Origin of the sequence: Microbacterium sp. J1-1 (assembly GCF_024498615.1) — a bacterium.
Lineage (GTDB): Bacteria > Actinomycetota > Actinomycetes > Actinomycetales > Microbacteriaceae > Microbacterium > Microbacterium aurugineum.
On sequence record NZ_CP089590.1, the window covers coordinates 3,256,807 to 3,280,179 of the forward strand.

Below are 23,373 nucleotides of genomic sequence, written 5' to 3' on the forward strand. Positions count from 1 at the left end.
GTCCACCAGCTTGACACTGTCCAGATAGGAACCTGACATGCCCGCTCTCGTGATCGACGGCCACCCCGACGCCCGCTCCCTGACCGCTTCCCTGGCCCGGCGGTACGCCGACGGACACGGAGACGCCCGGGTGCTCGCACTGCGTGACCTGGACTTCGATCCCCACCTGCGCTTCGGTTACCGTGAGCGCATGCCCCTCGAGCCTGACCTCGCCGATGCCAAGCAGGCCCTGCACGACGCCGACACGATCGTCGTCGCTACGCCGCTCTGGTGGGGTTCGGTCCCCGCGGTGCTCAAGGGCTTCTTCGACCGCGCCCTGCTTCCGCAGCAGGAGTACCGCTACACGAAGCTCGGCCTCCCCGAGGGGCTGCTACCCGCACGCCGCGGCCGACTGCTCCTGCTCGCGGACACCCCGTGGTTCGCGGTGCCGTTCACCAGGCTGCCCGCGCAGACCCAGGTGGCCCGCAACACCCTGCGTCTGTGCGGCGTGCGGTCCGTACGCGTCCACCGCATGCTCGGCGTCAAGGACGCCGACACCGCCACGGTCGCACGGTGGCTCGACCGCGCCGAACACCTCGGCACACTCGACGGTCGCCGAGCGGGCGTGACGCCTCAGCTCATCGCTGCGGAGGCGGCCTCGTCCTCGGTCGTGGCGACCAGCTGACCGCAGGCGCCGTCGATCTCCTTGCCGCGGGTGTCGCGGAGGGTCGTCGGGATACCGGCGTCATTGAGTCGCCGGACGAACTCGTTCTGCACCGGGATCTCCGACGAGGTCCAGACCGAACCGGGCGTCGGGTTGAGCGGGATCGGGTTCACGTGGACCCAGCCGCGTCCGCGCTGATTGAGCTTCTCCGCGAGCAGGTCGGCACGCCACGCGTGGTCGTTCATGTCCTTGATGAGCGCGTACTCGATCGAGACGCGACGACCGGTCTTGGCGTAGTACTCGTACGCGGCGTCGAGGGCCTCATCGACCTTCCAGCGGGAGTTCACCGGGATGAGCTCGTCGCGGAGGTGATCGTCCGGGGCGTGCAGCGACAGCGCGAAGGTCACCGGGATGTTCTCGTCGGCGAGCTTCTTGATCGCCGGCACGAGACCCACGGTGGACACGGTGATGCCGCGCGCGCTCATGCCCAGACCGTCGGGCTGCGGAGCCACCATCGAGCGGACCGCATCCATCACGCGCTTGTAGTTCGCGAGCGGCTCGCCCATGCCCATGAACACGATGTTCGACACGCGCTCCATGCTGTGGTCGTCGGCCTTCTTGCCACCGAGGCCGCCGTCGGCGATCAGTCGGTTGGCACGAACGATCTGCTCGATGATCTCCGCGGTCGACATGTTGCGGGTCAACCCCGCCTGGCCGGTCGCACAGAACGGGCAGTTCATGCCGCAGCCGGCCTGGCTCGACACGCACAGCGTGATGCGGCCGGGGTAGCGCATGAGCACCGACTCGACCAGCGCGCCGTCGTGCAGACGCCACAGGAACTTGATCGTGTCGCCGCGGTCAGTCTCGAGGCGTCGCACCTCGGTGAGCAGCGACGGCAGCATCCCGGCGACGAGCTGCTCCCGGGTATCGGCCGGGAGGTCCGTCATCTGCTCGGGGTCGGACGTGTAGTGGCGGAAGTAGTGCGTCGATAGCTGCTTCGCGCGGAAGCCAGGGAGCCCGAGCTCCTTGACCTTCTCGGTGCGCTCGGCCGGCGTGAGGTCGGCCAGATGCACGGGCGGCTTGCCGCGCTTGGGGCTCGCGAACTGCAGCAGCGGGCGCCCCTCGGCATCCTTCTGCTGCGTCCACCCCTCGGTCCGGGGGCGCACCTGTGCCGTGCGCGTCTCGCGGACCGCCCCCGAACGGGACGACGCGGGCGCTGCCTGGGGGCGCGTCTCGCGCGTGCGGGGATTCTCCGTCATACCTCCAGGGTACGCGGTGACGGATGGGAAGGCCCTGGGGTGCGGTGCTTCCGTGACGTCAGCCCAGCAGGGGACGCTGTGCAGCACGCTGCTGCCCGTACTCGTCGAGGGCCCGCTGTGCGGTGTCCGTGGTCGAGACCGCCGCCACCGGCACGTCCCACCATCCTTCCCCGTCCGGACCGTAGACCGTCGGGTCACTGTCGATGTGGATGAGCGTCGACCGCTCCGAGGCCTTCGCCGTGGCGACCGCAGCGCGCAGATCATCGATCGCCGCAGACCCCCGTGCGATCTCGATGACGTCGACGCCGTAGCTGCGAGCGTTCATCGCGAGGTCGACCGGGAGCACGTCACCGTGCTGGAAGCTCCGCGTCTCCTCGTCGTAGCTCCGGTACTTCGTGCCGAAGCGCTCCGTGCCCACCGTCTCCGAGAGATGCCCGATCGAGGCGTATCCCTGGTTCTGGACGAGCACGACGATGATCTTGATGCCCTCGGCCACGGCCGTCGCGAGTTCGGAGCTCAACATCAGGTACGAGCCGTCGCCGACCATGACGATCACGTCCCGTTCGTCACCGGATGCGAGGAGCCCCCGTTTGACGCCGAGGCCTCCCGCGATCTCATACCCCATGCAGGAGTAGGCGTACTCGACGTGGTAGCCGAGCGGGTCGCTCACCCGCCACAGCTTGTGCAGATCTCCGGGGAGCGAGCCGGCCGCCTGCACGATGACGTCCGCATCGGCCACCGACCCGCGCACGGCGCCGATGATCTCGGGCTGCCCCGGCAGTTCGCCACCCGTGGGCGCGAGAGCGTGGTCGACCACCGCATCCCATCGCCGCTTCTCGTCGGCGATCCGCGCGCTCAGATCGGTCGCGATCCGGAAGTCCCCGAGCATGCCCGTGAGCGCGACCAGCGCTTCCCTGGCATCGGCGATGAGCGGGAGCTGCGAGCCGTGCTTGTAGGCGTCGAAGGCGGCGACGTTGACGTTCACGAACACCGCATCCGGGTTCTGGAAGGCGGTGCGCGACGCGGTGGTGAAGTCGCTGTAGCGCGTGCCGATACCGATGATCACATCGGCGTCGGCGGCGATCCGGTTCGCGGCGGTGGTTCCCGTCGCACCGATCCCGCCGAGATTCTGCGGGTGGTCCCAGGGCAATGCGCCACCGCCCGCCTGCGTGGTGCCGACCGGGATGCCGGTGGCCTCGGCGAACGCACGGAGTGCCTGCTCCGCTTCCGAATAGATCACACCCCCACCGGCGACGATGAGCGGCTGCTTCGCGCCGCGGATCGCGGCCACGGCACGCTCGAGCGGTCCGCGTTCGGGCAGCGGCCGGCGGATGTGCCACTCACGCTCCTGGAGGAATTCGAGCGGGACGTCCACCGCCTCGGCCTGCACGTCCTCGGGGAGGGCGATCGTCACCGCCCCCGTCTCCGCCGGATCGGTGAGCACGCGCATCGCCGCGAGCGCGATCGAGAAGAGCTGCTCGGGGCGCTGCACCCGGTCGAAGAACACCGAGAGCGGGCGGAACGCATCGTTCACCGTGAGCCCGATGTCGTGCGGGCGCTCCAGCTGCTGCAGGACGGGATCGGCGACCCGGGTGGCGAAGGTGTCACTCGGCAACAGCAGCGCCGGGAGCCGGTTGGTCGTCGCGAGGGCCGCACCGGTGAGCATGTTCGTCGCGCCCGGCCCCACGGAGGCCGCACTCGCGAACGTGGCCCTACGCCGGTGCATCCGCGCGAAGCCCACCGCCTGGTGCACCATCGCCTGTTCGTTGCGGGCCTGGCGGTAGGGCATCAGATCGGGCTGCTCGAGGTTGTACTGCTGCAGCGCCTGACCGAGACCCGCGACGTTCCCGTGGCCGAAGATCCCGAACATACCGGGCACGGTGCGCTCACGGATGGTGCCGTCGACGGTCCATTGCCGCGAGAGGAACTCGACCAGGGCCTGGCCGACCGTCATCCGCTTCGTCTGCATCAGTGATCTCCATGTCCGTAGGGAAGCCGGGAATCGATGTCCTGCCCGCTCCAGTTGTCGCGCACCCACGCGTGCGCCGGGTCGTCGGTGATCAGCCACACCCGCTCCGGATCGGGGCCGGCCATGACGTTCAGGTAGTAGAGGTCGTAGCCCGGTGCGGCGACAGCGGGTCCGTGGAATCCGAACGGGACCAGCGCGATGTCACCGGTGCCCACCCGCTCGGAGATATCGATGGCGCCCGCGTCCGAGGAATAGGTCGCGAACATCCCGAACGCGGCCTCGGCGGCACCGGCATCGCCGCCGACCCGCGTGGGGGCCGCCTCGAAGTAGTAGATCTCCTCGAGCCGGGATTCCCGTCCCGACACGTGCTCATCGTGCTTGTGCGGCGGATACGACGACCAGTTCCCCGCGGGCGTGATGACCTCGCAGACGATGAGGCGCTCGGCGTCGAGCGCTTCCGGGGTGCCGAAGTTGTGCACCTGCCGGCTGGAGGTGCCGGCTCCGCGGAGCTCGATCGGGATCTCGGCGGCGCGGATGTGCCGGGTCGGATGCACGGCCGATGCGGGCGCGGAGGCCACCGCCACCCGACCGACTCCCGTGATGACCGCGGAGGCTGCGGACGACAGGTAGAGCACGTCGCTGGGCCCGTCGAAGACCGACCGGCGGCCGGCGAGCGTCGCCTGCGAGGTCGCGCCCTGCTCGGTGTGCTGCACCGTGAAGGAACCCGCGAGCGGCACGATGATCCGCTCGACCCCGGCCTCGGCGAGCGCGAGGGTCTCCCCCGCGGCGAGCGCTCCGATGCGGATGCCGGTGTGCGTCCATCCCGGGATCGCAGCGTCGACGACGCTCTCCCACCCGTCGCGGCCGATCGTCCCTCGGCGGTGGAACCATTGCCCCTGCTCGGTCATGACGCCTCCTGCCCGATCCGAAGCTCAGTTGTTCTGGGGGAAGCCGAGGTCGATGCCGCCGTGCAGCGCGGGGTCGAGCCAGCGGCTGGTGATCGCCTTCTCCCGGGTGAAGAAGTCGAAGCCATGGACACCGTACGCCTTCGCATCGCCGAAGAGCGACGCCTTCCACCCGCCGAAGGAGTGGTAGGCCACGGGGACGGGGATGGGCACGTTGATGCCGATCATCCCGACCTGCACCTCGTGCTGGAACCGACGTGCGGCGCCGCCGTCGTTCGTGAAGATCGCCGTCCCGTTCCCGAAGCGACCGGAATTGATCAGGTCCACTCCCTCCTGGAAGGTCTGCACCCGCACCACGGACAGCACCGGCCCGAAGATCTCCTCCTGGTAGGCGCGCGAGGAGGTCGGGATCTCGTCGATGAGCGTCGGTCCGAACCAGAAGCCGTCCTCGCGCCCGTCGACCGTCAGACCCCGGCCGTCGACCACGATCCGCGCTCCGTCGGCCTCGGCGATGTCGACATACCCGGACACCTTCGCCCGGTGCTCGGCAGTGATCAGCGGCCCCATGTCGGGCTCGCCGTCGACCCCACCCGCTCCGTCGCCGATGCGGAGAGCGGCGATGCGCTCCCGGATCCGCTCGATCAGCTCATCCGCCACCGGATCGACCGCGAGCACGACGGAGACCGCCATGCACCGCTCGCCGGCCGCTCCGAACCCGGCGTTCACCGCCTGGTCGGCGACGAGGTCGAGATCGGCGTCCGGCAGCACCAGCATGTGGTTCTTCGCCCCGCCGAGCGCCTGGACCCGCTTGCCGTTGCGCGATGCGGTCTCGTAGATGTACTGGGCGATCGGCGTCGAGCCCACGAACGAGATGGACGCGACATCCGGGCTCTCCAGCAGTCCGTCGACGGCCTGCTTGTCGCCCTGCAACACCGTGAAAACGCCGTCGGGAAGCCCCGCCTCGGCCCAGAGCGCAGCGAGCCACAGGGCCGCCGACGGATCCTTCTCACTGGGCTTGAGGACGACCGCGTTGCCCGCGGCGATCGCGATCGGGAAGAACCACATCGGCACCATCGCCGGGAAGTTGAACGGCGAGATGATGCCGACGACCCCGAGCGGCTGCTTCAGCGAGTACACATCGATGCCGGTCGAGACGTTCTCCGAGTACGCGCCCTTGATCAGGTGCGGGAACCCGGTGGCCAGCTCCACCACCTCCTGTCCGCGCAGGATCTCCCCCATCGCGTCCGAACGCACCTTGCCGTGCTCGGCCGTGATGATCTCCGCCAGCTCACCCTTGCGCGAGTGCAGCAGCTCACGGAACGCGAACATCACCGCCTGACGCCGCGCGATCGAGTAGCCGCTCCACACCTCGAACCCTCGCCGCGCGGACGCGATCGCTTCCGCGATCTCGGCGTCGTCGGCCAGAGCCACGTGTCCGGTCACGGCCCCGGTCGCGGGGTTGTGCACCGGAGCCGTCCGGCCGCTGGTCGACGCACGGGCGGCACCGTCGATCCAGTGTCCGATGGTGGGGATGGTGGAGGCGGTGGTCATACGTGTCCTTCGGCGAAGTGGCGTTCAGGCGGGAAGAGGCGTTCAGGCGGTGAGCCCGGGGTGGACCAGAGAGGCGGCGACGTCGATGGCGGACGCGACGTCGATGTCGGAGGAGTACAGGAGCGTGCGTCCGACCGTCAGTCCGCGCACTCCTGGCAGCGAGAGAGCATCCTCCCAGGACGAGAACGTGTCGTCGGGGTCGGCGCCCGCGTCTCCGCCGAGGAGCAGCACCGGCAACGTCGTCGCCGCCAGCACGCGCTCCATGTCTTCGACCACCGGCAGCTTCAGCCAGGAGCTGGCGCTGCTCGCGCCCAGACCGCTGGCGATGGCGATCGACAGCATCACGGCATCCGGACTCAGATCGTTGACGACCCGGCCGTCCACGCGTCGACTCAGGAACGGCTCCAGCATGATCGGCAGATCCGCGCGTGCGGCCGCCGTGACCGCTTCCGCCGTCGAGGCCAGCGTGGGTGCCGTCCCGTCGTCGTCGAGGTTCACCCGCAGGAGCGCTTTGGCGAAGTCGATTCCCGAGTCCACCATCGCCGGCACGTCGTACCCCGTGTAGCGGTCGTCCATCTCGAAGCTCGCCCCCCGCAGGCCACCGCGGTTCATCGAGCCGACCACGATCTTGTCGTCGAGCAGACCGAGCACGGCGAGGTCGTCGATGATGTCGGGGGTTCCCAGCACGCCGTCGACGCCCGGGTGCCGCAGGGCGATCGCGAGGCGGTCGAGCAGCTCGTAGCGGTCGGCCATCGCGAACGGCGAGCCGCCGACGGCGAGCGCACCGCGCGCAGGATGGTCGGCCGCGATGATGAACAGCCGCCCGTCGCCGCGGATGATCTCGCGACGACGTCGCCCGGCCAGCGTCTCGCGGATCGCTCGCGGCGACTCCGCACGCACCGTCCGGAGCCGGTGGAAGTCGTCCTCGGTCAGTGCTGTCATCTCATGCATCTCCGTTCACGACCTCGGCGACCTCGCGCTCCGTCGGCATCGCCGTCGAACATTCCCGGCGGCCGGCCACGATGCCGCCCGCCGCGTTCGCATAGATCAACGTCTTCTCCAGCTCCCATCCCGCAAGCAGGCCGTGGCAGAGCGCGCCACCGAACGCATCGCCGGCACCGAGCCCGTTGACGACCTCGACCGGGGTGGCCGGAATCTCCACCTGCGTCGACCGCGTCTTGGCGAGCACACCGCGCGGCCCCTGCTTGACGATCGCCAGTTCCACGCCGCGCTCCAGGAGCGCGTCCGCGGCACGCTGCGGTTCGGTCTCGCCGACCGCGACCTCACACTCCTCGCGGTTGCCGACGGCGACGGTGGCGAACTCGAGCGCACGCTGGATCTGCGTGCGCGCGGCCTCCGGCGCCTCCCAGAACATCGGTCGGTAGTCCAGGTCGAACACGGTGTGCGCACGGCGTCCCCGCGACGCGAGGAGGTCGAGGTGGGTCTGTCTACTCGGCTCCTCGCTCAGGCCTGTCGCCGTGAACCAGAGGAGCGTCGCTTCCCGCACGGTCTGCGCATCGACGTCGCCGGGGCGGATCTGCAGGTCGGGAGCAGTGGGCTCGCGATAGAAGTACAGGGGGAAGTCGTCCGGCGGGAAGATCTCGCAGAACGTGATCGGCGTCTTGTAGCTCGGATCGGTCGCGACGAAGTCGCTCCGCACCCCGAGTCGCTCCAGCTCCTCGCGAAGGTACCGCCCGAAGGGGTCGTCTCCCACCCGGGAGAGCAGAGCGGTGTCGTGCCCGTAGCGAGCAGCGGCGACGGCCACGTTGGCCGCACTTCCACCGAGGTACTTGCCGAAACTGGTGACGTCACCGAGACCGACGCCGTCCTGCAGTGGGTACAGGTCGACGCCCAGGCGCCCGATGGTCAGGATCTCCAGGACCGATCGTTCTTCCGACATCACCCCTCCACTCCTTCGCGCATTTGTCTTAACATTAGCACTAATGTCGTGATCTGCTCAGAGCGATCGTCGGATGCTCAGCATCGCGCCCGCGTCCGTGCGCGCGGAGGACGCGTCGAACGCGGCCTCCTGAACCGCACCGGCCAGGTCGACCCGCGTCCAGGACCCCGGTGCCGAGAACGCCACGTGGCGAGCGTCGGACAGGTAGTTCACGAATCGGAGCTCAGCGGCATCACCAACCCGACGCGCCGATTCCAGCACGACGTCGCCCGAGAGCTCGACCGGGAAGGCTGCCTCGGGCACCGGACCGTCGGTCTCGCCCGAACCACGGACCACGAGCGGGTCGTGCCGGAAGAGGTCGGCGGCACGCACGGCCGTCGCATCATCCGCGCCGACCAGGATCGCCAGGTCCGTGTGCACGGCCACTCCGAGGTACTGCGCACCGGGCACGGGGATCTCGGAACCGGCGGGCTCGTCACGCAACGGATGCACATTGACGCTCATCATGCCGACGGAGCGCGACAGGGTGACCGCGAGGGCATCGGATGCGCCCAGCGTCGACACGAGCTCGTATTCCGACAGCTTCTGCACCAGAACCGCGGTCGAACCCGCCGCGGCGAAGCGGTACGCCGGGTAGGTCGGCAACGGGAACTCACCCCAGCCACCCTCGGCCTCGCGACCACGGACGGTCGTCGCGTACTGCCCGGCACTGCGGGAGGCGTCGAGCTCCGCACCCCCGACGGGGACGAGCACCCGGAGCCGGTGGTCGGAGGCCGTGTTCACATAGTCGATGCCGACACGCAGGAAGCCCTCCCCCTCGCGCAGTTCGATCGTGGTCTCGGTCACCAGCGGCACGGTCTCACTCGAACGTGTCCGGTCTTCGGTCAGCCCCACCGGCAGGTCGTAGACCCGACGGATGCGGAGGCGTCCGCGCAGCGGCCCCTCCTCGATCACGGCGACGTCGACGGAGGACGCACTCCTCACCGCGGAGGCCGGATCGACCGGGCCGTAGTTGTAGGAGTCGCCGCAGTCGCCGTCATCGACGAGGGCGAGGGCGCCGTCGATCGAGGAGCCGTCCGCCCCGTCGATGCGCACGGTGCCATCGGCGTTCACGGTCGCGGTGAGCGCGGCGTTCGAGAGCGATCCGGTGGTCACCGTGACCGGGTCATCGGAAACCGCCGCCGTCGCCTCGGCCACCGCGGCGAGCGCGAGACCGTCGACGTCCACCGCCAGCAGCGCACGGTGGCGCGCATCGGCGATGGTCTCGACATGCCAGAGGTCGTCGCCGCCGGCATCCGCCGCCACGCGCTCCTCCAGTTCCACGGTGAAAGCCGCCAGGTCCCAGACACCCTCAGGGCTCTCCGCCACCTGGAAGCGGAGCGACTGCTCGCCCCACTCGTACCCGTTGATCTGCTGCCCGAAGAGCTCACGCCCGTGGATGCGGCGGAGGATCTTGGGCAGGTCGGAGCTGCGCATCCGCTCGTCGCCGAGCACGGTGGGCAGCGGGTCCAGCAGTTGCACGCCCGCCGGGAGCGCCGCCGCATCCACCCTGTGCAGAGTGACCTCCACCTGCGCACGCCGAGCGAAGCCCGAGGGGTTGAACACGAGGTGCTGCGCAGGCGACACTGCCGCCGAGACATCACGGAGGACGGTGTCGATGACCCCACGGGCGATGTGCCCCGCAGTATGGATGCGGGTCCCGACCTGCTCAGCCGTCGCGTCGATGCCACAGCCGGTCACGGAGTCGTGCGCCGTGCTCTCCACGAGGCGGTACCAGGCGGTGTCGAAGAAGGAGCGGTGGTCGCGGGATCCGAACATCAGGTCGAGTCGTTCGGCGGCCGTGAGCGCCTGCTCCGAACGGGCCATCTCGCGCTTGAGGTTCGTGCGGATCGAGAACACCCCGGGCAGCAGGTTGCCGCGGGCGTGCGAGCGCATCTCGCCGTGCACCTGCGGAAGAACGGCCAGCGCCGCGGCATCCGTCGCATAGCGCGAGAGGTGCCCGTCGAGGGTCGCGATCGACAGGTGCGGTTCGCGGCCCGTCGCGTCGTAGTCCCGGATGACCTCGGCGAGGTCTTCGGGAGGTGCGGAGTGATCGGTGCCCAGCATCGCGAGCACCGGGTCGTCGCCGTACCAGGACGCGGTGCGGGCGGCGTAGTCGGGGGCGAGCGCGGGGAGCTGACCCGGCAGAGCGAACATGTCGAGCCCGTTGCCGTAGCCGTCGAAGAGGTACTCGCAGCGCACGGCATCGCCGTTCGGGGCGACCCATGCGAACGCGTGCTCAGCGACGTCAGCGGGCACACCCCGCCAGAGCGCGCTGTGACGGATGCCGAACCCGGCCAGGATCTGCGGCATCTGCGCCGCATGGCCGAACATGTCCGGGAGGTAGCCGACCGGCATGGTGCGGCCCAGACGCGCGCTCGCGGCGCGACCGAGCTCGAGGTTGCGGATGATGGTCTCGCCGTCGCAGCCGAACTCGTCGAGCAGGATGAGGAACGGGCCCACACTCAGCTGCTCCCGCTGCACCAGAGCCATGACCCGGTCCCGCATCTCCGGACGCATCTCGAGGTAGTCCTCGATCGCCGCGGCCTGTCCGTCGAGCGTGAACCGGTACTCCGGCTCGGCCTCCAGGATCCCGATCAGCCGGTCGAGCATGTGCACCAGGCGCAGGCGGAAGACATCGTGCGGCTCATACCATTCGCGGTCCCAGTGGGTGTGGGGGACGACGACGATCTCACTGGTCACGGGCGGGGACTCCTGATTCTCTGCGGAAGATGCGTGCGGCCGGTCAGGCGCACAGGGCGGCGATGCTGCGGTCGGGATGCAGTAGGTAGTAGGGGCCGGCGGCCCGATCGGCGGTGAAAGAGGCGAGGTCTCCGTGCACCGAGCGACGCTCACCGGCACCGTCGACGAGGATCAGACCGTCGGCGTCGACGGCGAGCAGTTCGTCATCGACGCGCAGGAGGACCGGGGCGGTGAAGAGGTCGGGTGCGCTGAGCCCGTCCCGCACGGTGACCCCGCCCATGATCGCGGTCCTCCCCGCAGCGACTCCGGCGAGGATCGCCTCGGGCGAGGCGTCTTCCGCGGCGACCCAGGTGGTCGGCGTACCGGGCCCGATGCCCTGGCTCTGCATGTGGAAGTCGGCACCGCCGAGGAGGACGGCGTCCTTGCCCCAGCGCTCGTGGAACGCGAGCGGCGACGTGGCGATGAGCTCGCGGTACCACGTCGAATGCCAGAGCTCGATGGCACGCGGCAGGCGCGAGAGCGGGTGCAGCCACGAGCAGTCCCCCGAGATCGGGTGGTTCACGCTCAGGATGCCGCCACGGCGCTCGACCTCGTCGACCCATTCCTGCGCGGGACGGCGGAAGTCGATCCAGCCGATGTCCCCGAAGGCGTTCGCATGACCACGGTGCGTGGTCACCTCCTGGCCGGGCAGCAGCGTGATCGCGTGCTGCTCCCCGATCCCGGGGAGATGCGCGTGGTGGCTCGTGGTGTTGTGGTCGGTGACGGCCAGGAAGTCGAGTCCGGCGCTCACCCCGAGTGCCGCCAGGCCGGAGATGCTCTCGCGGCCGTCCGAATGGAGGGTGTGCGCGTGGAAGTCGCCGGCGAACCACCGCAGACCTGCGGAGGCGGGGAGGTTCCTCGAGCTTCCGCGGGGTACCCCCGCCACGGGGGCGACGACCGGGCCGTGGTCGATCGTCGATTCCGCGGGCAGGAGGATCTCGACGATGACGTCGGCGCCACCGGCGCTCAGTCGGTGCACCCCGAGGATCACGTTCCACTCGCCCTCTTCCGGGCGCCCGGGAAGGTACCCCGGGGTGGCGTCGTCCGTGCGGATCACATACGTGGTCCGCGCGCCGCCGGACCATCCGCGCCACCCTGCCGCCCCCTCGCAGCCGAGGTCGATCACGGCCGCCTCGGTGTCATAGGAGATGCGCACCTCGAGCGAATCCGTGCCCGAGGGCACGTCGAACGGCACCCGCACGTAGCGATCGGCGTTCTGAATGTCGTGCGTGAGATGGAGGGTGGTGCGGACGGTGCCCATCAGCCGATCCGCTCGGTGCTCTCGGCGTCGAACAGCAGCGCGCGGTTGAGCTGCGGGACGATCCAGCCACGGTCGCCCGCGGCGGGCTCCTGTTCCTCGGGAACGACGACCTGGAGCTTGTGCTCCCCCGCGCTCACGAGCACGAGGCTCGTCGCACCGAGGGTTTCGGTCACGACGACCTCCGCCGCGATTCCGTCCGCGACGGGTTCGGCCGACCAGCGCAGGTACTCGGGACGGATGCCCCAGCTCACGGTCTGCCCATCCCGCACCGCCGCGGCGGCTTCCGGCGGGACCGGGACATCCGCGTCGCCGATGCGGACATGACCGGCCGCGACCGTCGTCTCGAGGAGGTTCATCGGCACGGAGCCGATGAACCCGGCGACGAAGGTGTTGTTCGGACGGTGGAAGATCTCCCGCGGCGAGCCGATCTGCTGGAGCTTCCCCGCCTTCATGACGGCGATCCGATCCGCGAGAGCGAGAGCCTCCGCCTGGTCGTGCGTCACGAACACGGTGGTGACACCGAGGTCGCGCTGCAATTCCTTCAGGAAGGTCCGCGCCTCGAGCCGCAGCCGCGCATCGAGGTTCGACAGCGGCTCGTCCAACAGCAGTACATCGGGCCGGGTCGCCACGGCGCGAGCGAGGGCCACGCGCTGCTGCTGGCCACCGGAGAGCTGACCGGGTCGGCGCTCGATCAGGCCGTTGAGCGACAGACCGTTCGCGACGGATTCCGCCGTGGTGCGACGCTCCCCCTTGCCCACTCGGCGGATCCGCAGCGGGTAGGCGATGTTGTCGCCGACGTCCATGTGCGGGAACAGCGCGTAGTCCTGGAACACCATCGCCACGCCGCGCTCACCCGGCTCGGCGTTGGTGACGTCCTTCTCGCCGATCGTGAGCTTTCCGGAGGTGATGCTCTCCAGGCCCGCGATCGACCTCAGCAGCGTGGTCTTCCCACACCCGGAAGGACCGAGCAGCGCGAAGAACTCGCCGTCCGCGATCTCGACGTCGACGCTGTCGACGCCGCGCACCCCGCCGGGGTACTCCTTGACGAGTTCGGTTGCAATGATGGCGGCCATCAGGACTTGATCCCTCCGTGGAAGCGGAAACCGTAGCGACGGTTCACAAAGAAGTAGATGAGAAGGACGGGCACCGAGAACACCAGCGAGAACGCCGAGATCAGTCGGAGATCGGCCTGGCCGCTCTCGGTGTAGAAGGTGTACATGAGCACGGCGGCCGGCTGCATGTCGGGCGTGCGCAGAAGCAGGAACGGTACGAGGAAGTTGCCCCACACCTGCACGATGGTCCAGATCGCGATGAACGCGAGGCCCGGACGGGCGATCGGCACCACGACGTCCTTGAGGATGCGGAAGGGGCCCGCACCGTAGAGCCGTGCCGATTCCTCGTACGACTTCGGGATGGAATCCATGAAGTCCTTGAGGATGAAGATGACCGTCGGGAGGATCCCGCCGGCCAACACGAGGATGACGCCGACGTGAGTGTTGATCAGCTGCAGCTGATTGATGAGCTGGAAGGTCGGGACCATCGCGGCCGTCCCCGTCACGATGGACGACAGGAGCAGCAGCCCGTAGAGGATGCCGTCGCGCCCCGGGATGCTGATCCGGCTCATCGCGTACGAGGCCAGGGCTCCGAGCACGATCACGAGCGCCATGGTCCCGATGCCGAGGATCAAGGAGTTGAGGATCGACTTCAGGGCGTACGGGTTCTCCGCCAGGCGGGCGAAGTTGTCGAGCGTCCAGTCCGGCCACGACACCGTCAGCGACGGCGTCGCGTCGAACGGAGCCAGGACCAGCCACACCATCGGCAGCGCGAAGAACAGGGACACGAGCACGATCACGATCGTGAAGAGGATCCGCGACACGAAATGGGTCACCGACCGGTCGCGCACGACGGTCTTGATGGTGGTCATCATGAGCGCACCTTCTTCTTCGAGCTCTTCCCTCGCGAGACGCGCGTGTACATCAGCGCGATCACGAGGTTGATGAGGAGCATGATCAACGAGATCGCCGCTCCGAGTCCCAGCTGCCCGCCGGGGATGGCGGTCTGGTAGATGTACACCGACAGGATGTCGGTCTGACCGTTCGGCCCGCCCGCGGTGAGCAGGTAGGGGGTGAAGGTGTTGAAGGTCCACAGCGTGATCAGCAACGTGTTGGTCAGCAAGTGCCCCTTGATGTTGGGGAGGATCACATCACGCAGCTGCTGCCACGTGTTGGCCCCGACCATGCGGGCGCTCTCGAGCTGTGACGGCGGGACGGCGCTGATCGCCGAGGAGAACAACTGCATCGAGAACGCCGTTCCGACCCAGATGTTGAAGATGATGATGCACTCCATCGGATGCTCGATGAGCCAGGCCGCCCCCTCTGTCCCGAGAAGGGAGTTCAGAGTGCCCGTGCGCCGGTCGAGGAGCGCGAGCCAGAGGAACGAGGCGACCGACGCGGGGATCACCCAGGCCGCGAGGACGAGCGTCTCGACGAAGGTCTTGACGCCGGCCCGCACGTTGCGCAGCATCCAGGCGAGCGCGAAGCCGAGGACGGTCTGCCCGATGATCCCCGACACCAGCACGAACACCAGCGTCAGCCACAGCGAGTTCCAGAACCGCGGGTCGTTGAGCGCCGTGGAGAAGTTCTCGAGTCCGACGAACTCCGGGTTGGCGGCGGCGAAGCCGGTGAGCCGGTAGTTGGTCATCCCGAGGTAGACGGTCCAGAGCGCCGGGAAGAGGAGGAACAGGCCGATCAGGAGCAGACCGGGCGCCGCGAACAGGGTCGCCCTCGCCCGGCCGAGACCGGCGACATCCTCCGCGCGGCGCCGGCGGGGAGCGGTGACGCTCCCCGCCGGCATCGTTGCTTGCGTCATGGTCACTCGGAGATCGCGTCCGGGCCCACGACGCCTTCGAGACCACGGACGTAGGTCTTCAGGGCGTCATCGACCGACGTCCCGGTGGCGACGTCGAGCGTGGCCTGCTGGAGCAGCACGGACACCTGCGGGTAGGCGGCCAGGCCGGGACGGTAGGCGGTGATCGGCAGGACCTCTTCGCTGACGAACGTCAACATGGGGTCGGACGACAGGAGCTTCTCGTTCACGTCGTTGCGCGGGGAGATCGAGAGCGTGCCGGCGGCACGCGCCTCGTAGGCTTCCGGCGAGTTCATGAAGGCGAGCAGCTCCCAGGCGAGCGCTGCGTGCTTCGAGTTGGGGTTGAGCACGCGCCCGGTACCCCCGGACATCGAGACGTAGTCCTGACCGTTGATGCCGTCGCCCGGCTCGATCGCCGGGATCTTGGCGTACCCGACGGTGGTGTCGCGATCGGCCATCGGCGCCGTGCCCACACCCTCCGCGGGGTTGATCACGGAACGCCAGAAGTAGTCGCCTTCGAGCAGGATGCCGATCTTGCCCTCGGCGAAGAGCTGGAACGAGGTGTCGCGTCCCGACGCCTCCTGCTGGAGGACCGGGTCGCCCAGCCCCTCGTCGACGTAGATCGTCTCGTACAGGTCGAGCGTCTTCTCCATGCCGTCGGTGGCACCGATCCACTTGCCGTCCTCGTACACCTGCTCTCCGGTCCCGACCAGCATCGGAAGCAGACCCTGCATCGTCGTCGCCTCGCCCATCGCCGTACCGGCGTTCAGCTGGATCGGGGTGACGCCGTCGAGGTCCTTGAGGTCGCGCGCCGCGTCGAGGATGTCGTCCCAGCTCTCCGGAGCCCAGTCCTCATCGAGCCCCGCCTGGGCGAAAAGGTCCTTGTTGTAGTACAGCACGCGACCGTCGGCGCCCTGCGGGACGCCATAGCGGTCGCCGTCGAACGAGAGGGCGTTCTGCACGGCGTCGGGGATCTGCGCCCAGCCGTCCCAGTCGTCGACCGCCTCACCGCCGACGTCGGAGAGCGGCTTGATGTATCCGGCCTCGGCGAACTCGCCGACCCAGATGCCGTCCATCCCGATGATGTCGGCACCCTTGCCAGACTGCAGATCGAGGGCGATCTTGGTCTTGTAGTCCTCATCATCGACGCCCTGCGGCTGGAACTCGACGGTGACGTCTTTGCCTTCCGCGTCCATGGCCTTCTCGAACTCGGGGATGACCCAGTCCGCGATCCAGTCCGCTTCGGCACTGTTCTTGCCGCCGGTGATGGAGTTGGTGGTGAGGGTGAGGGTGACCGGCCCGGATTCGTCCTCGGTCTCCGGCTCCGATCCTCCGGAGCAGCCAGCCAGGACGACCGCACCGACAGTGGTGAGGGCGAACGCCGCAAGCAGGCGGCGCTTTCCGTACGTGACCATTTCTGACCTTTCTGTATCGCTGAACGCCGAGCGGATGCGCTCGGTCGCGGATGTGGGTGAACTACTGCGCGGCTTCGACGCCCGAGTCGAGCGTGACGCCCTTCGAGAGCGCGAGCGCGCGGATCATCCGCTGCCCGACCCGCACGTCGGCCATCGATTCCTCGACGCTCGCCCCGTCGGGACGCTCGCCGCGGACCAGTGCCGCCAGCGCGAACAGTTCGTTCTCGAAAGCCTCTTGCTGCATCCACCGCGACTCACTCACGCGGATGCCGAGCTCCGGGTGACTCTCCGTCACGCGGAGGACGGTGGGGAGATTGGTCACGTACGGAACACCGAAGAGCAGTTCGACGGTTCCGGTCTCGTGATGGAAGGTGACGGTCTCCTGGTAATCGGGGTAACCGTCGATGTAGTGCCAATCGAGGGTCCACGGGGTCTCGTCACGAGCGAGCGTGCCCCGCAGGTGCACCGATCCCGGCATCTTCGGACCCCAGTGCTGGGCGAAGTCGACATCGCCCAGACCGCCGACGAGCATACGGAGCAGTCCGACGTCGTGGACGATGGAACCCAGCACGACGTTCGTGTAGAGCGTGCGCAGGTCGGTCGGGAGGTCGGCGCCGACGGCCGAGTCCACGATCGTCCCCGTCGCTGCGATCAGCGGGGCGAGGACTTCCGCGGAGACGTCGTGGGTGCGCGCCGCGAGGCGGGCGTACTCCAGTTGCGAGCCGTCCAGCGGGTGCATCACCTGCACGCTGATCGCACGCAGGTCGACGTCAGCGAGGAGGCGCTTCGCGTGCTGCGACGCGAGGTCGTACTCCTTCATGTAGCCGACGCGCACCCAGTCACGCAGGTCGATCCCGGCGTCCACGGCGTAGGCGGCAAGGGCGTCGAGCTCGGCGATCGAGTAGGCGAGGGGCTTCTCGGCGAGCACACGGATGCCGGCCTTCACGAGCCGCAGCGTGTCGCCGGCGTGGGAGCCGGTGGTGGCGAGGATGGCGGCGTCGATCGCGAGCACGCCGTCGTCCTTCGCGGCGACGAGGGCATCGACGGACGAGAACCGACGGTCCGCGGCGACGCCGTAGCGGGCTCCCATGTCGGCGGTGCGCTCGGCGGAGAGATCGACGAGTGCGGCGATCTCGAAGTCCTCCGCGTTCCTGCGCAGCATCGGCAGGTGCACGCTCTGGCTGATCGCCCCCAACCCGATGACGGCGACGCGGGTGACGCTCACGCGAACCACGCCCGCAAGGCGTCACGGTTGGCGACCTGCTCGGCCTTGGCCCGCTCGACCTCAGCGGTCGAGCGCGGCACGACGTCCTGCTCGACGATGAGCCAGCCGCTGTATCCGCTGCCGATGATCTCTTCCACGAGCTCGGTGACGGCGAGATCCCCCTGCCCCAGCGGGACGAAGACGCGCTTCTCCCAGACCGAGCGCATCGGGTCATCGGCCTGCAACGCCTCGTGCAGGATCCGCGTGCGCGCGTCCTTGAGGTGCAGGTGATTGATGCGGTCACGCCACCGGCGGAAGTCGGGCAGCGGGTCGCCGCCCCCGATGAGGAGGTGACCGGAGTCGAAGGTGAGACCGACGTCGGTCGATGCCAGCAGCGCGTCGACCTCTTCGGGCGTCTCGACATACGTGCACGCGTGGTGGTGGAAGGTCGGTTCGAGCCCGCGATCGCGGACACGCGCCGTCGCGATGTTGACGCGATCGGCGAACCGCGCCCAGTCGTCCCCACGGAGCGTGAGTTCGGGAGCGCCACCAGGACGCGCCTTGCGTGCCGCGCTGCCCGAGTCGGCGAGCGTGGGCAGAGGAGCAAGGGTCGGCCCGGCCTCCGCCGCAGCGACGAACACGTCGAGGATGTCATCGAGGTCCGCCATCGCGCGGGCGAAGTCGTCGTCGGCACCGGCGAACGGAAGGTCCACCCATCCGCCCGCGAGTTCGAGGCCGTGGCGCCGCAGGCGATCCGTCAGCTCCGCGCCTCGTCCGAGAAGTCCGACCGGTCCGAGATCGATGCCCTGGTAGCCGGCCTCGCTGATCCAGCGCGCAAGTTCCTCGCCTTCGGGAAGTGCGACGAGGTCCGGGCGTGCGAGCTCGAAGACCCCGTAGCTCACCGGCGCATTCGCGATACGGATCACTCGATTTCCTTTCTCCATTGAACGGTCGGACCGAGGCCCAGTGAAAATGTTAGCAGGTAATTACATATGCATCAATCATCATCGGAGGCCCCCTGGACGACGACCGAACGCACGCCATCGAGCCGCGCGATCGCATCGATCAGGTCCGAGCGTTTGTCGGGAGAGGCCTCGACGAACTCGAGGGTCGCGCGCATGTCGGAATCGCCGTGGATCCGGGCCGCTCCGAGAAGGGTGCCCGGCAGACCGCGTCGCTCGGCGGCCGCGAGCGCCTCACGGAGAGCACCCCGATCGGCCTCGTACTGGACGGTGACCCGTAGCCTCTCGGGTTCCGGGCGCAGACGATCGCGCACACGGGAGAGCGGACCGACGGTGAGCAGATGCAGCCCGGTGCCGGCGATCGCCAGGAGAGGCATGTTGGCACCGCAGGCCATGCCGATCGCCGCCACGACCCAGATGGTCGCCGCCGACGTCAGCCCCGACACGGCATTGTTGCGCACAAAGATCACGCCGGCCCCGAGGAACCCGATCCCGGACACGACCTGCGCCGCGATGCGGGAGGGGTCGACGGCCACGTCAGGCCCGAGGACCCCCTCGAATCCGTACGCCGAGATCAGAGTGAAGATGGCGGAACCGATCCCGACGAGGACGTGGGTGCGCAGCCCCGCGCTCTTGAGCTTCCGGGAGCGCTCGACACCGACCGCCACCGAGAGCACGAAGGCCAAGGCGAGGAGACCGAGCTCCACGAACAGGTGCGGATCCCACACGTAGCTCACGCCGACTCCTTCATGTCAGCACAATAGCACTTTAAGCATCCTCAGGACTTTTCGCTGCTCAGCGCCGCCCCTCGCCACGCATCGCCGCTCGAAGTGCCCGGAAAATCGGGTCTGGGGTGGATCGTATGATTGTCGCTACAATATGACTCCCCACAGAAAGCGGAGGACCATGGCCGATCTCGTCACCCCGTGGCCGAACGATCTCTTCGCGGACATCGACCGCACGGGTCCGGTCCCGCTCTACTTCCAGGTCTCCACGCGCCTGCAGAGCGCGATCCAATCCGGAGCGATCCCCGCCGGCGCCCGCCTCGAGAACGAGGTGTCGATCGCCGAGCAGCTGGGCCTCTCCCGACCCACCATTCGACGAGCGATCCAGGAACTCGTGGACAAGGGACTCCTCGTGCGCCGACGGGGCATCGGCACCCAGGTCGTGCAGGGTTCCGTCACCCGCCAGGTCGAACTCACCAGTCTCTTCGAAGACCTGCAGAGCGCCCACCACGAACCGGGCACGCAGGTGCTGACGCACGAGGTGATCCCGGCTTCGGAGGAAGTGGCGACGGCGCTCGCCCTGCCCCCCGGTGCGGAGGTCCTCCACCTGCGACGCCGACGGAGCACCGACGGCGTTCCCGTCGCCGTTCTCGAGAACTACCTCCCTCGCGAGTTCGCGGACATCTCCGCCGAACAACTCGAGTCCCGAGGTCTCTATCAGGCGCTCCGCGCCCGAGGCATCGCCATCCGGGTCGCCAAGCAGAAGATCGGCGCACGCCGCGCAGAGGCCGATGAACCAGAACTGCTGGAGATCGAGGCGGGCGGTCCGCTACTGACCATGGAGCGCATCTCGTTCGACCAGTCAGGCGCTGCGATCGAGCTCGGCCACCACTGCTACCGCCCCGACCTGTACCGCTTCGAGACCACGCTCGTCGCGAAGTAGTCCGGCGCATACGTCCGTCTTCCGGCCGAGTTGTCATTACAGGGGATGCCCGGGAGAATGGAAGGATCCCCCACCGCAAGGAGCCTCATGTCCGACCGCCTCGACCGCGCCCGCAGCACCGGCATCCTCGCCGTCCTCCGCGCCCCCTCCCCTGAGCTGGCCCTGGAGGCGTCCGAGGCGATCATCCGCGGTGGCGTGACCGGCATCGAAGTCACCTTCTCGACACCCGATGCGCCGGCGGTGATCCGCGAACTGGTCGCGCGTCACGGCGACGCCGCGTACATCGGTGCCGGCACGGTGACCACCGCGGCTCAGGCCACTCAGGCCGCTGATGCGGGCGCGGAGTTCCTCGTCAGCCCCGGCACCCTCCCCCATCTCACCCGGTCGATGCTCGACACCGACCGCGTCGTGATGACCGGAGCGATGACCCCCACCGAGGTCATGGGCGCGCTGGAGCTGGGCGTCGACGTCGTCAAGATCTTCCCCGCGTCGCTGGGCGGCCCGTCGTACCTCGGCGCGTTGCGGGGCCCGTTCCCCACCGCGCCCCTGATGCCGACCGGCGGCGTGAATCCGGACAATCTCGCTGCGTGGTTCGCGGCCGGCGCTGTCGCCGTCGGTGCGGGCGGAGACCTCGCGAACGGCGCATCGATCGCCGCAGCCGACTGGTCCGACATCGAGCAGCGCGCCGCACGCTTCACCACCGCACTCTCCGCCGCGCGGGGCTGATCGCACCACACACGATGACCGACGCCACCACTGATCTGCTCGCCTCCGCCGCGGCCGGCGATGCGGATGCCGTGCGGTCGGCACTCGCCGCCGGTGCGGACATCGAGGCGCGAGGAGCCGGCGGGATGACTGCCCTGATCGCGGCCACCAAGGGCAACAGAGTCGAGGCGGCGCGGGCGCTCATCGACGCCGGCGCCGACGTGAACGCGAAGGACGACATCCAGGATTCCGCGTACCTGTATGCGGGCGCCCGCGGTCACGATGAGATCCTGCTGCTGACCCTCGAGAACGGCGCCGACCTGACGAGCACGAATCGCTTCGGTGGTACCGCACTGATCCCGGCGTCCGAACGCGGGCTGCTCGCGACCGTCGAGATCCTCCTCGAGGCGGGCGTGGATCCCGACCACGTCAACAACCTGAACTGGACGGCCCTGCACGAGGCGATCGTGCTCGGCGACGGTTCCTCCGCCTACGTGGAGGTGGTGCGGGCGCTCCTCGACGGCGGTGCCGATGCGCACATCCCCGACGGCGACGGTGTGCTGCCGGTCGAACTGGCACGGAGCCGCGGCTACGACGCGATCGTCGCCGAGCTCGAACGGTGATCGGGCGGCAACGGTGATCGCGCTCGACCCCTGGGCGTGGGCCGCACTCGCCGTGGCCGCGGTGACGATCGGCATCTCCAAGACGGCTCTCCCGGGCGGCAGCATCCTGGCGATCGCGCTGTTCGCGGCCGTCCTGCCCGCACGCACCTCCACGGCCGCGATGCTGCTCCTGCTGATGGTCGGCGACGTGTTCGCGTTGATCGCCTACCGCCGCCACGCCCATTGGCCGACGCTGCTGCGCCTCGCACCGGCCGTCGTCCTCGGGCTCCTTGCCGGATTCGCGTTCCTCGCGCTCGCCGGCGACGGCATCGTCCGCCGGGCGATCGGCGTGATCCTGCTGCTGATGATCGGCGTGACCCTCTGGCGGCGATGGCGGCAGGACCGTGCGCACGCAGCGGCCCCGCCCTCCTCCGGCGGCATCGTGCTCTCCGGCGCCTACGGCACGCTCGGTGGTTTCACCACGATGGTCGCCAACGCCGGCGGCCCCGTGATGTCGATGTACTTCCTGGCCACCCGGACTCCGGTGCAGGTCTTCCTCGGCACCTCCGCCTGGTTCTTCGCGATCATCAACGTGCTCAAGGTGCCGTTCCTCGCCGGTCTCGGCTTGTTCCCCACTCCGGTGCTGCTGATGGATGCCGCCCTCGCGCCGCTCGTGGTGATCGGCGCGCTCCTCGGCCTGCGCGTCGCGCGACGCCTGAACCAGCGCGTGTTCGACCGCCTCGTGATCATCCTCACGATCCTCGGCGCGGCCTACCTCCTGATCTGACCCGGGTCTCCCTGCCGGCGAGGCCAAAGCGCCCTGCCCGAATGAGGTGGGGGTCAGTCGAGGAAGATGTCGGGGAAGAGCGCACTGTCGGGAGTGCCGGGGATCGCGGCGTACCCGGAGAAATCGGTCACGCCCTCACCTTCGAGCACATCCTCGACGATGAGCGACTGCCCGGTGTAAGAGCCCGCGGGCTTGAGCAGCACGGCGTAGGCGGCGTCGGCGTAGATGGCGGGCGTACGGCTCGCGGCCATCACCTTGTCGCCGCCGAGGAGGTTCTGCACGGCGGCCGTGGCGATGGTGGTGCGGGGCCACAGCGTGTTGGCGGCGATCCCGTCGCGCGCGAACTCCGCCGCGAGGCCGAGCGTGGCCAGCGTCATGCCGAACTTCGCGAGCGTGTAGCCGGTGTGCGCACCGAGCCACTTCGGCGTGGGGTTCAGGGGCGGCGACAGCGAGAGGATGTGCGGGTTCTCGGCATCCTTCAGGATCGGCACCGCCGCGCGGGACAGCATGAACGTGCCGCGCACGTTGACGTCCTGCATCAGGTCGTACTTCTTGGCGTTCAGGTCGAGCGAGCGCGAGAGGTCGATGACGCTGGCGTTGTTGATGACGATGTCGATGCCACCGAACTCGCCCTGCGTCTTCAGGACCGCCTCGGTGATGTCGTCGTCATCGCGGACATCGCCCACGATCGGCAGGGCATTGCCCCCGGCCGCACGGATCTGCTCCGCGGCGGTGTGGATCGTGCCCTCGAGCTTGGGATGCGGGGTGTCGGTCTTCGCGAGCATCGCGATGTTCGCGCCGTCAGCCGCGGCCCGCAGCGCGATCGCGAGGCCGATGCCACGGCTGCCGCCCGACATCAGGATGGTCTTGCCTGCCAGTGTCATGGATTCTCCTGG

General features: G+C 68.8%; 21 protein-coding genes. 5 read left to right on the plus strand and 16 right to left on the minus strand.

What is annotated here, in order from left to right:
* The first annotated feature begins 37 nt into the window (after positions 1–37).
* Positions 38–664, plus strand: a complete 627-nt coding sequence (locus LRQ07_RS15855; RefSeq protein ID WP_256535168.1) for an NAD(P)H-dependent oxidoreductase — start codon at positions 38–40, stop codon at positions 662–664.
* Here the strand turns inward: LRQ07_RS15855 and rlmN are convergent.
* From rlmN to LRQ07_RS15930, 15 genes are all read right to left on the minus strand, one after another.
* The gene (gene rlmN / locus LRQ07_RS15860) at positions 613–1,902 is read right to left on the minus strand and encodes a 23S rRNA (adenine(2503)-C(2))-methyltransferase RlmN (protein WP_047520961.1); all 1,290 of its coding nucleotides are present in this window, start codon (positions 1,900–1,902) and stop codon (positions 613–615) included. The two genes, LRQ07_RS15855 and rlmN, sit on opposite strands and share 52 nt — an antisense overlap.
* Positions 1,903–1,960: 58 nt before the next feature.
* Positions 1,961–3,871 (minus strand): 3D-(3,5/4)-trihydroxycyclohexane-1,2-dione acylhydrolase (decyclizing), encoded by a 1,911-nt coding sequence (iolD, locus tag LRQ07_RS15865; protein ID WP_256535169.1) that lies wholly within the window; start codon positions 3,869–3,871, stop codon positions 1,961–1,963.
* The gene (iolB, locus tag LRQ07_RS15870; RefSeq protein WP_256535170.1) at positions 3,871–4,779 is read right to left on the minus strand and encodes a 5-deoxy-glucuronate isomerase; all 909 of its coding nucleotides are present in this window, start codon (positions 4,777–4,779) and stop codon (positions 3,871–3,873) included. Before iolB ends, iolD begins: the two co-directional genes overlap by 1 nt.
* A gap of 24 nt (positions 4,780–4,803) precedes the next feature.
* Complete coding sequence (locus LRQ07_RS15875; protein ID WP_256535171.1) at positions 4,804–6,327, minus strand: CoA-acylating methylmalonate-semialdehyde dehydrogenase; 1,524 nt, start codon at positions 6,325–6,327, stop codon at positions 4,804–4,806.
* 42 nt (positions 6,328–6,369) lie between these two features.
* Positions 6,370–7,269, minus strand: coding sequence for a deoxyribose-phosphate aldolase (locus tag LRQ07_RS15880; protein WP_131493381.1), 900 nt, complete (start codon positions 7,267–7,269; stop codon positions 6,370–6,372).
* Position 7,270: 1 nt separating this feature from the next.
* Positions 7,271–8,227, minus strand: coding sequence for a 5-dehydro-2-deoxygluconokinase (gene iolC, locus LRQ07_RS15885; protein ID WP_256535172.1), 957 nt, complete (start codon positions 8,225–8,227; stop codon positions 7,271–7,273).
* 57 nt (positions 8,228–8,284) lie between these two features.
* Positions 8,285–10,969 carry a hypothetical protein gene (locus LRQ07_RS15890; RefSeq protein WP_256535173.1) on the minus strand — a complete coding sequence of 895 codons (2,685 nt, stop codon included), beginning with the start codon at positions 10,967–10,969 and terminating at the stop codon, positions 8,285–8,287.
* 43 nt (positions 10,970–11,012) lie between these two features.
* Positions 11,013–12,269: a CehA/McbA family metallohydrolase gene (locus LRQ07_RS15895; RefSeq protein WP_256535174.1), complete on the minus strand. Its 1,257-nt coding sequence runs from the start codon at positions 12,267–12,269 to the stop codon at positions 11,013–11,015.
* Positions 12,269–13,342, minus strand: coding sequence for an ABC transporter ATP-binding protein (locus tag LRQ07_RS15900; protein WP_131493375.1), 1,074 nt, complete (start codon positions 13,340–13,342; stop codon positions 12,269–12,271). The genes LRQ07_RS15895 and LRQ07_RS15900 overlap by 1 nt, the downstream gene beginning before the upstream one ends.
* Positions 13,342–14,196 carry a carbohydrate ABC transporter permease gene (locus tag LRQ07_RS15905; RefSeq protein ID WP_205802363.1) on the minus strand — a complete coding sequence of 285 codons (855 nt, stop codon included), beginning with the start codon at positions 14,194–14,196 and terminating at the stop codon, positions 13,342–13,344. The genes LRQ07_RS15900 and LRQ07_RS15905 overlap by 1 nt, the downstream gene beginning before the upstream one ends.
* Positions 14,193–15,137, minus strand: a complete 945-nt coding sequence (locus LRQ07_RS15910) for a carbohydrate ABC transporter permease (protein WP_131493373.1) — start codon at positions 15,135–15,137, stop codon at positions 14,193–14,195. Before LRQ07_RS15910 ends, LRQ07_RS15905 begins: the two co-directional genes overlap by 4 nt.
* Positions 15,138–15,139: 2 nt before the next feature.
* Positions 15,140–16,549, minus strand: coding sequence for an extracellular solute-binding protein (locus LRQ07_RS15915; RefSeq protein ID WP_256535175.1), 1,410 nt, complete (start codon positions 16,547–16,549; stop codon positions 15,140–15,142).
* A 61-nt stretch (positions 16,550–16,610) separates the two neighbouring features.
* Positions 16,611–17,774 (minus strand): Gfo/Idh/MocA family protein, encoded by a 1,164-nt coding sequence (locus LRQ07_RS15920; RefSeq protein WP_256535176.1) that lies wholly within the window; start codon positions 17,772–17,774, stop codon positions 16,611–16,613.
* Positions 17,771–18,679: a sugar phosphate isomerase/epimerase family protein gene (locus tag LRQ07_RS15925; protein WP_256535177.1), complete on the minus strand. Its 909-nt coding sequence runs from the start codon at positions 18,677–18,679 to the stop codon at positions 17,771–17,773. Before LRQ07_RS15925 ends, LRQ07_RS15920 begins: the two co-directional genes overlap by 4 nt.
* A gap of 71 nt (positions 18,680–18,750) precedes the next feature.
* Positions 18,751–19,452 carry an MgtC/SapB family protein gene (locus tag LRQ07_RS15930; protein WP_256535178.1) on the minus strand — a complete coding sequence of 234 codons (702 nt, stop codon included), beginning with the start codon at positions 19,450–19,452 and terminating at the stop codon, positions 18,751–18,753.
* Positions 19,453–19,621: 169 nt separating this feature from the next.
* Here LRQ07_RS15930 and LRQ07_RS15935 point away from each other — a divergent pair, with 169 nt between their 5' ends.
* The 4 genes from LRQ07_RS15935 to LRQ07_RS15950 all read left to right on the plus strand — a co-directional run bounded on the left by LRQ07_RS15935 (position 19,622) and on the right by LRQ07_RS15950 (position 22,477).
* Complete coding sequence (locus LRQ07_RS15935) at positions 19,622–20,383, plus strand: GntR family transcriptional regulator (RefSeq protein ID WP_131493363.1); 762 nt, start codon at positions 19,622–19,624, stop codon at positions 20,381–20,383.
* An 87-nt stretch (positions 20,384–20,470) separates the two neighbouring features.
* On the plus strand, positions 20,471–21,109 hold the full coding sequence (locus tag LRQ07_RS15940) for a bifunctional 4-hydroxy-2-oxoglutarate aldolase/2-dehydro-3-deoxy-phosphogluconate aldolase (RefSeq protein WP_047520967.1): 639 nt from the start codon (positions 20,471–20,473) through the stop codon (positions 21,107–21,109).
* 14 nt (positions 21,110–21,123) lie between these two features.
* The gene (locus LRQ07_RS15945; RefSeq protein WP_256535179.1) at positions 21,124–21,711 is read left to right on the plus strand and encodes an ankyrin repeat domain-containing protein; all 588 of its coding nucleotides are present in this window, start codon (positions 21,124–21,126) and stop codon (positions 21,709–21,711) included.
* Between the two features lie 13 nt (positions 21,712–21,724).
* On the plus strand, positions 21,725–22,477 hold the full coding sequence (locus tag LRQ07_RS15950) for a sulfite exporter TauE/SafE family protein (protein WP_256535180.1): 753 nt from the start codon (positions 21,725–21,727) through the stop codon (positions 22,475–22,477).
* A gap of 53 nt (positions 22,478–22,530) precedes the next feature.
* Here the strand turns inward: LRQ07_RS15950 and LRQ07_RS15955 are convergent, their stop codons facing one another.
* A complete protein-coding gene (locus LRQ07_RS15955) occupies positions 22,531–23,361 on the minus strand; it encodes an SDR family oxidoreductase (protein ID WP_232763269.1) in 831 nt (276 codons plus the stop codon).
* Positions 23,362–23,373: the final 12 nt, after the last annotated feature.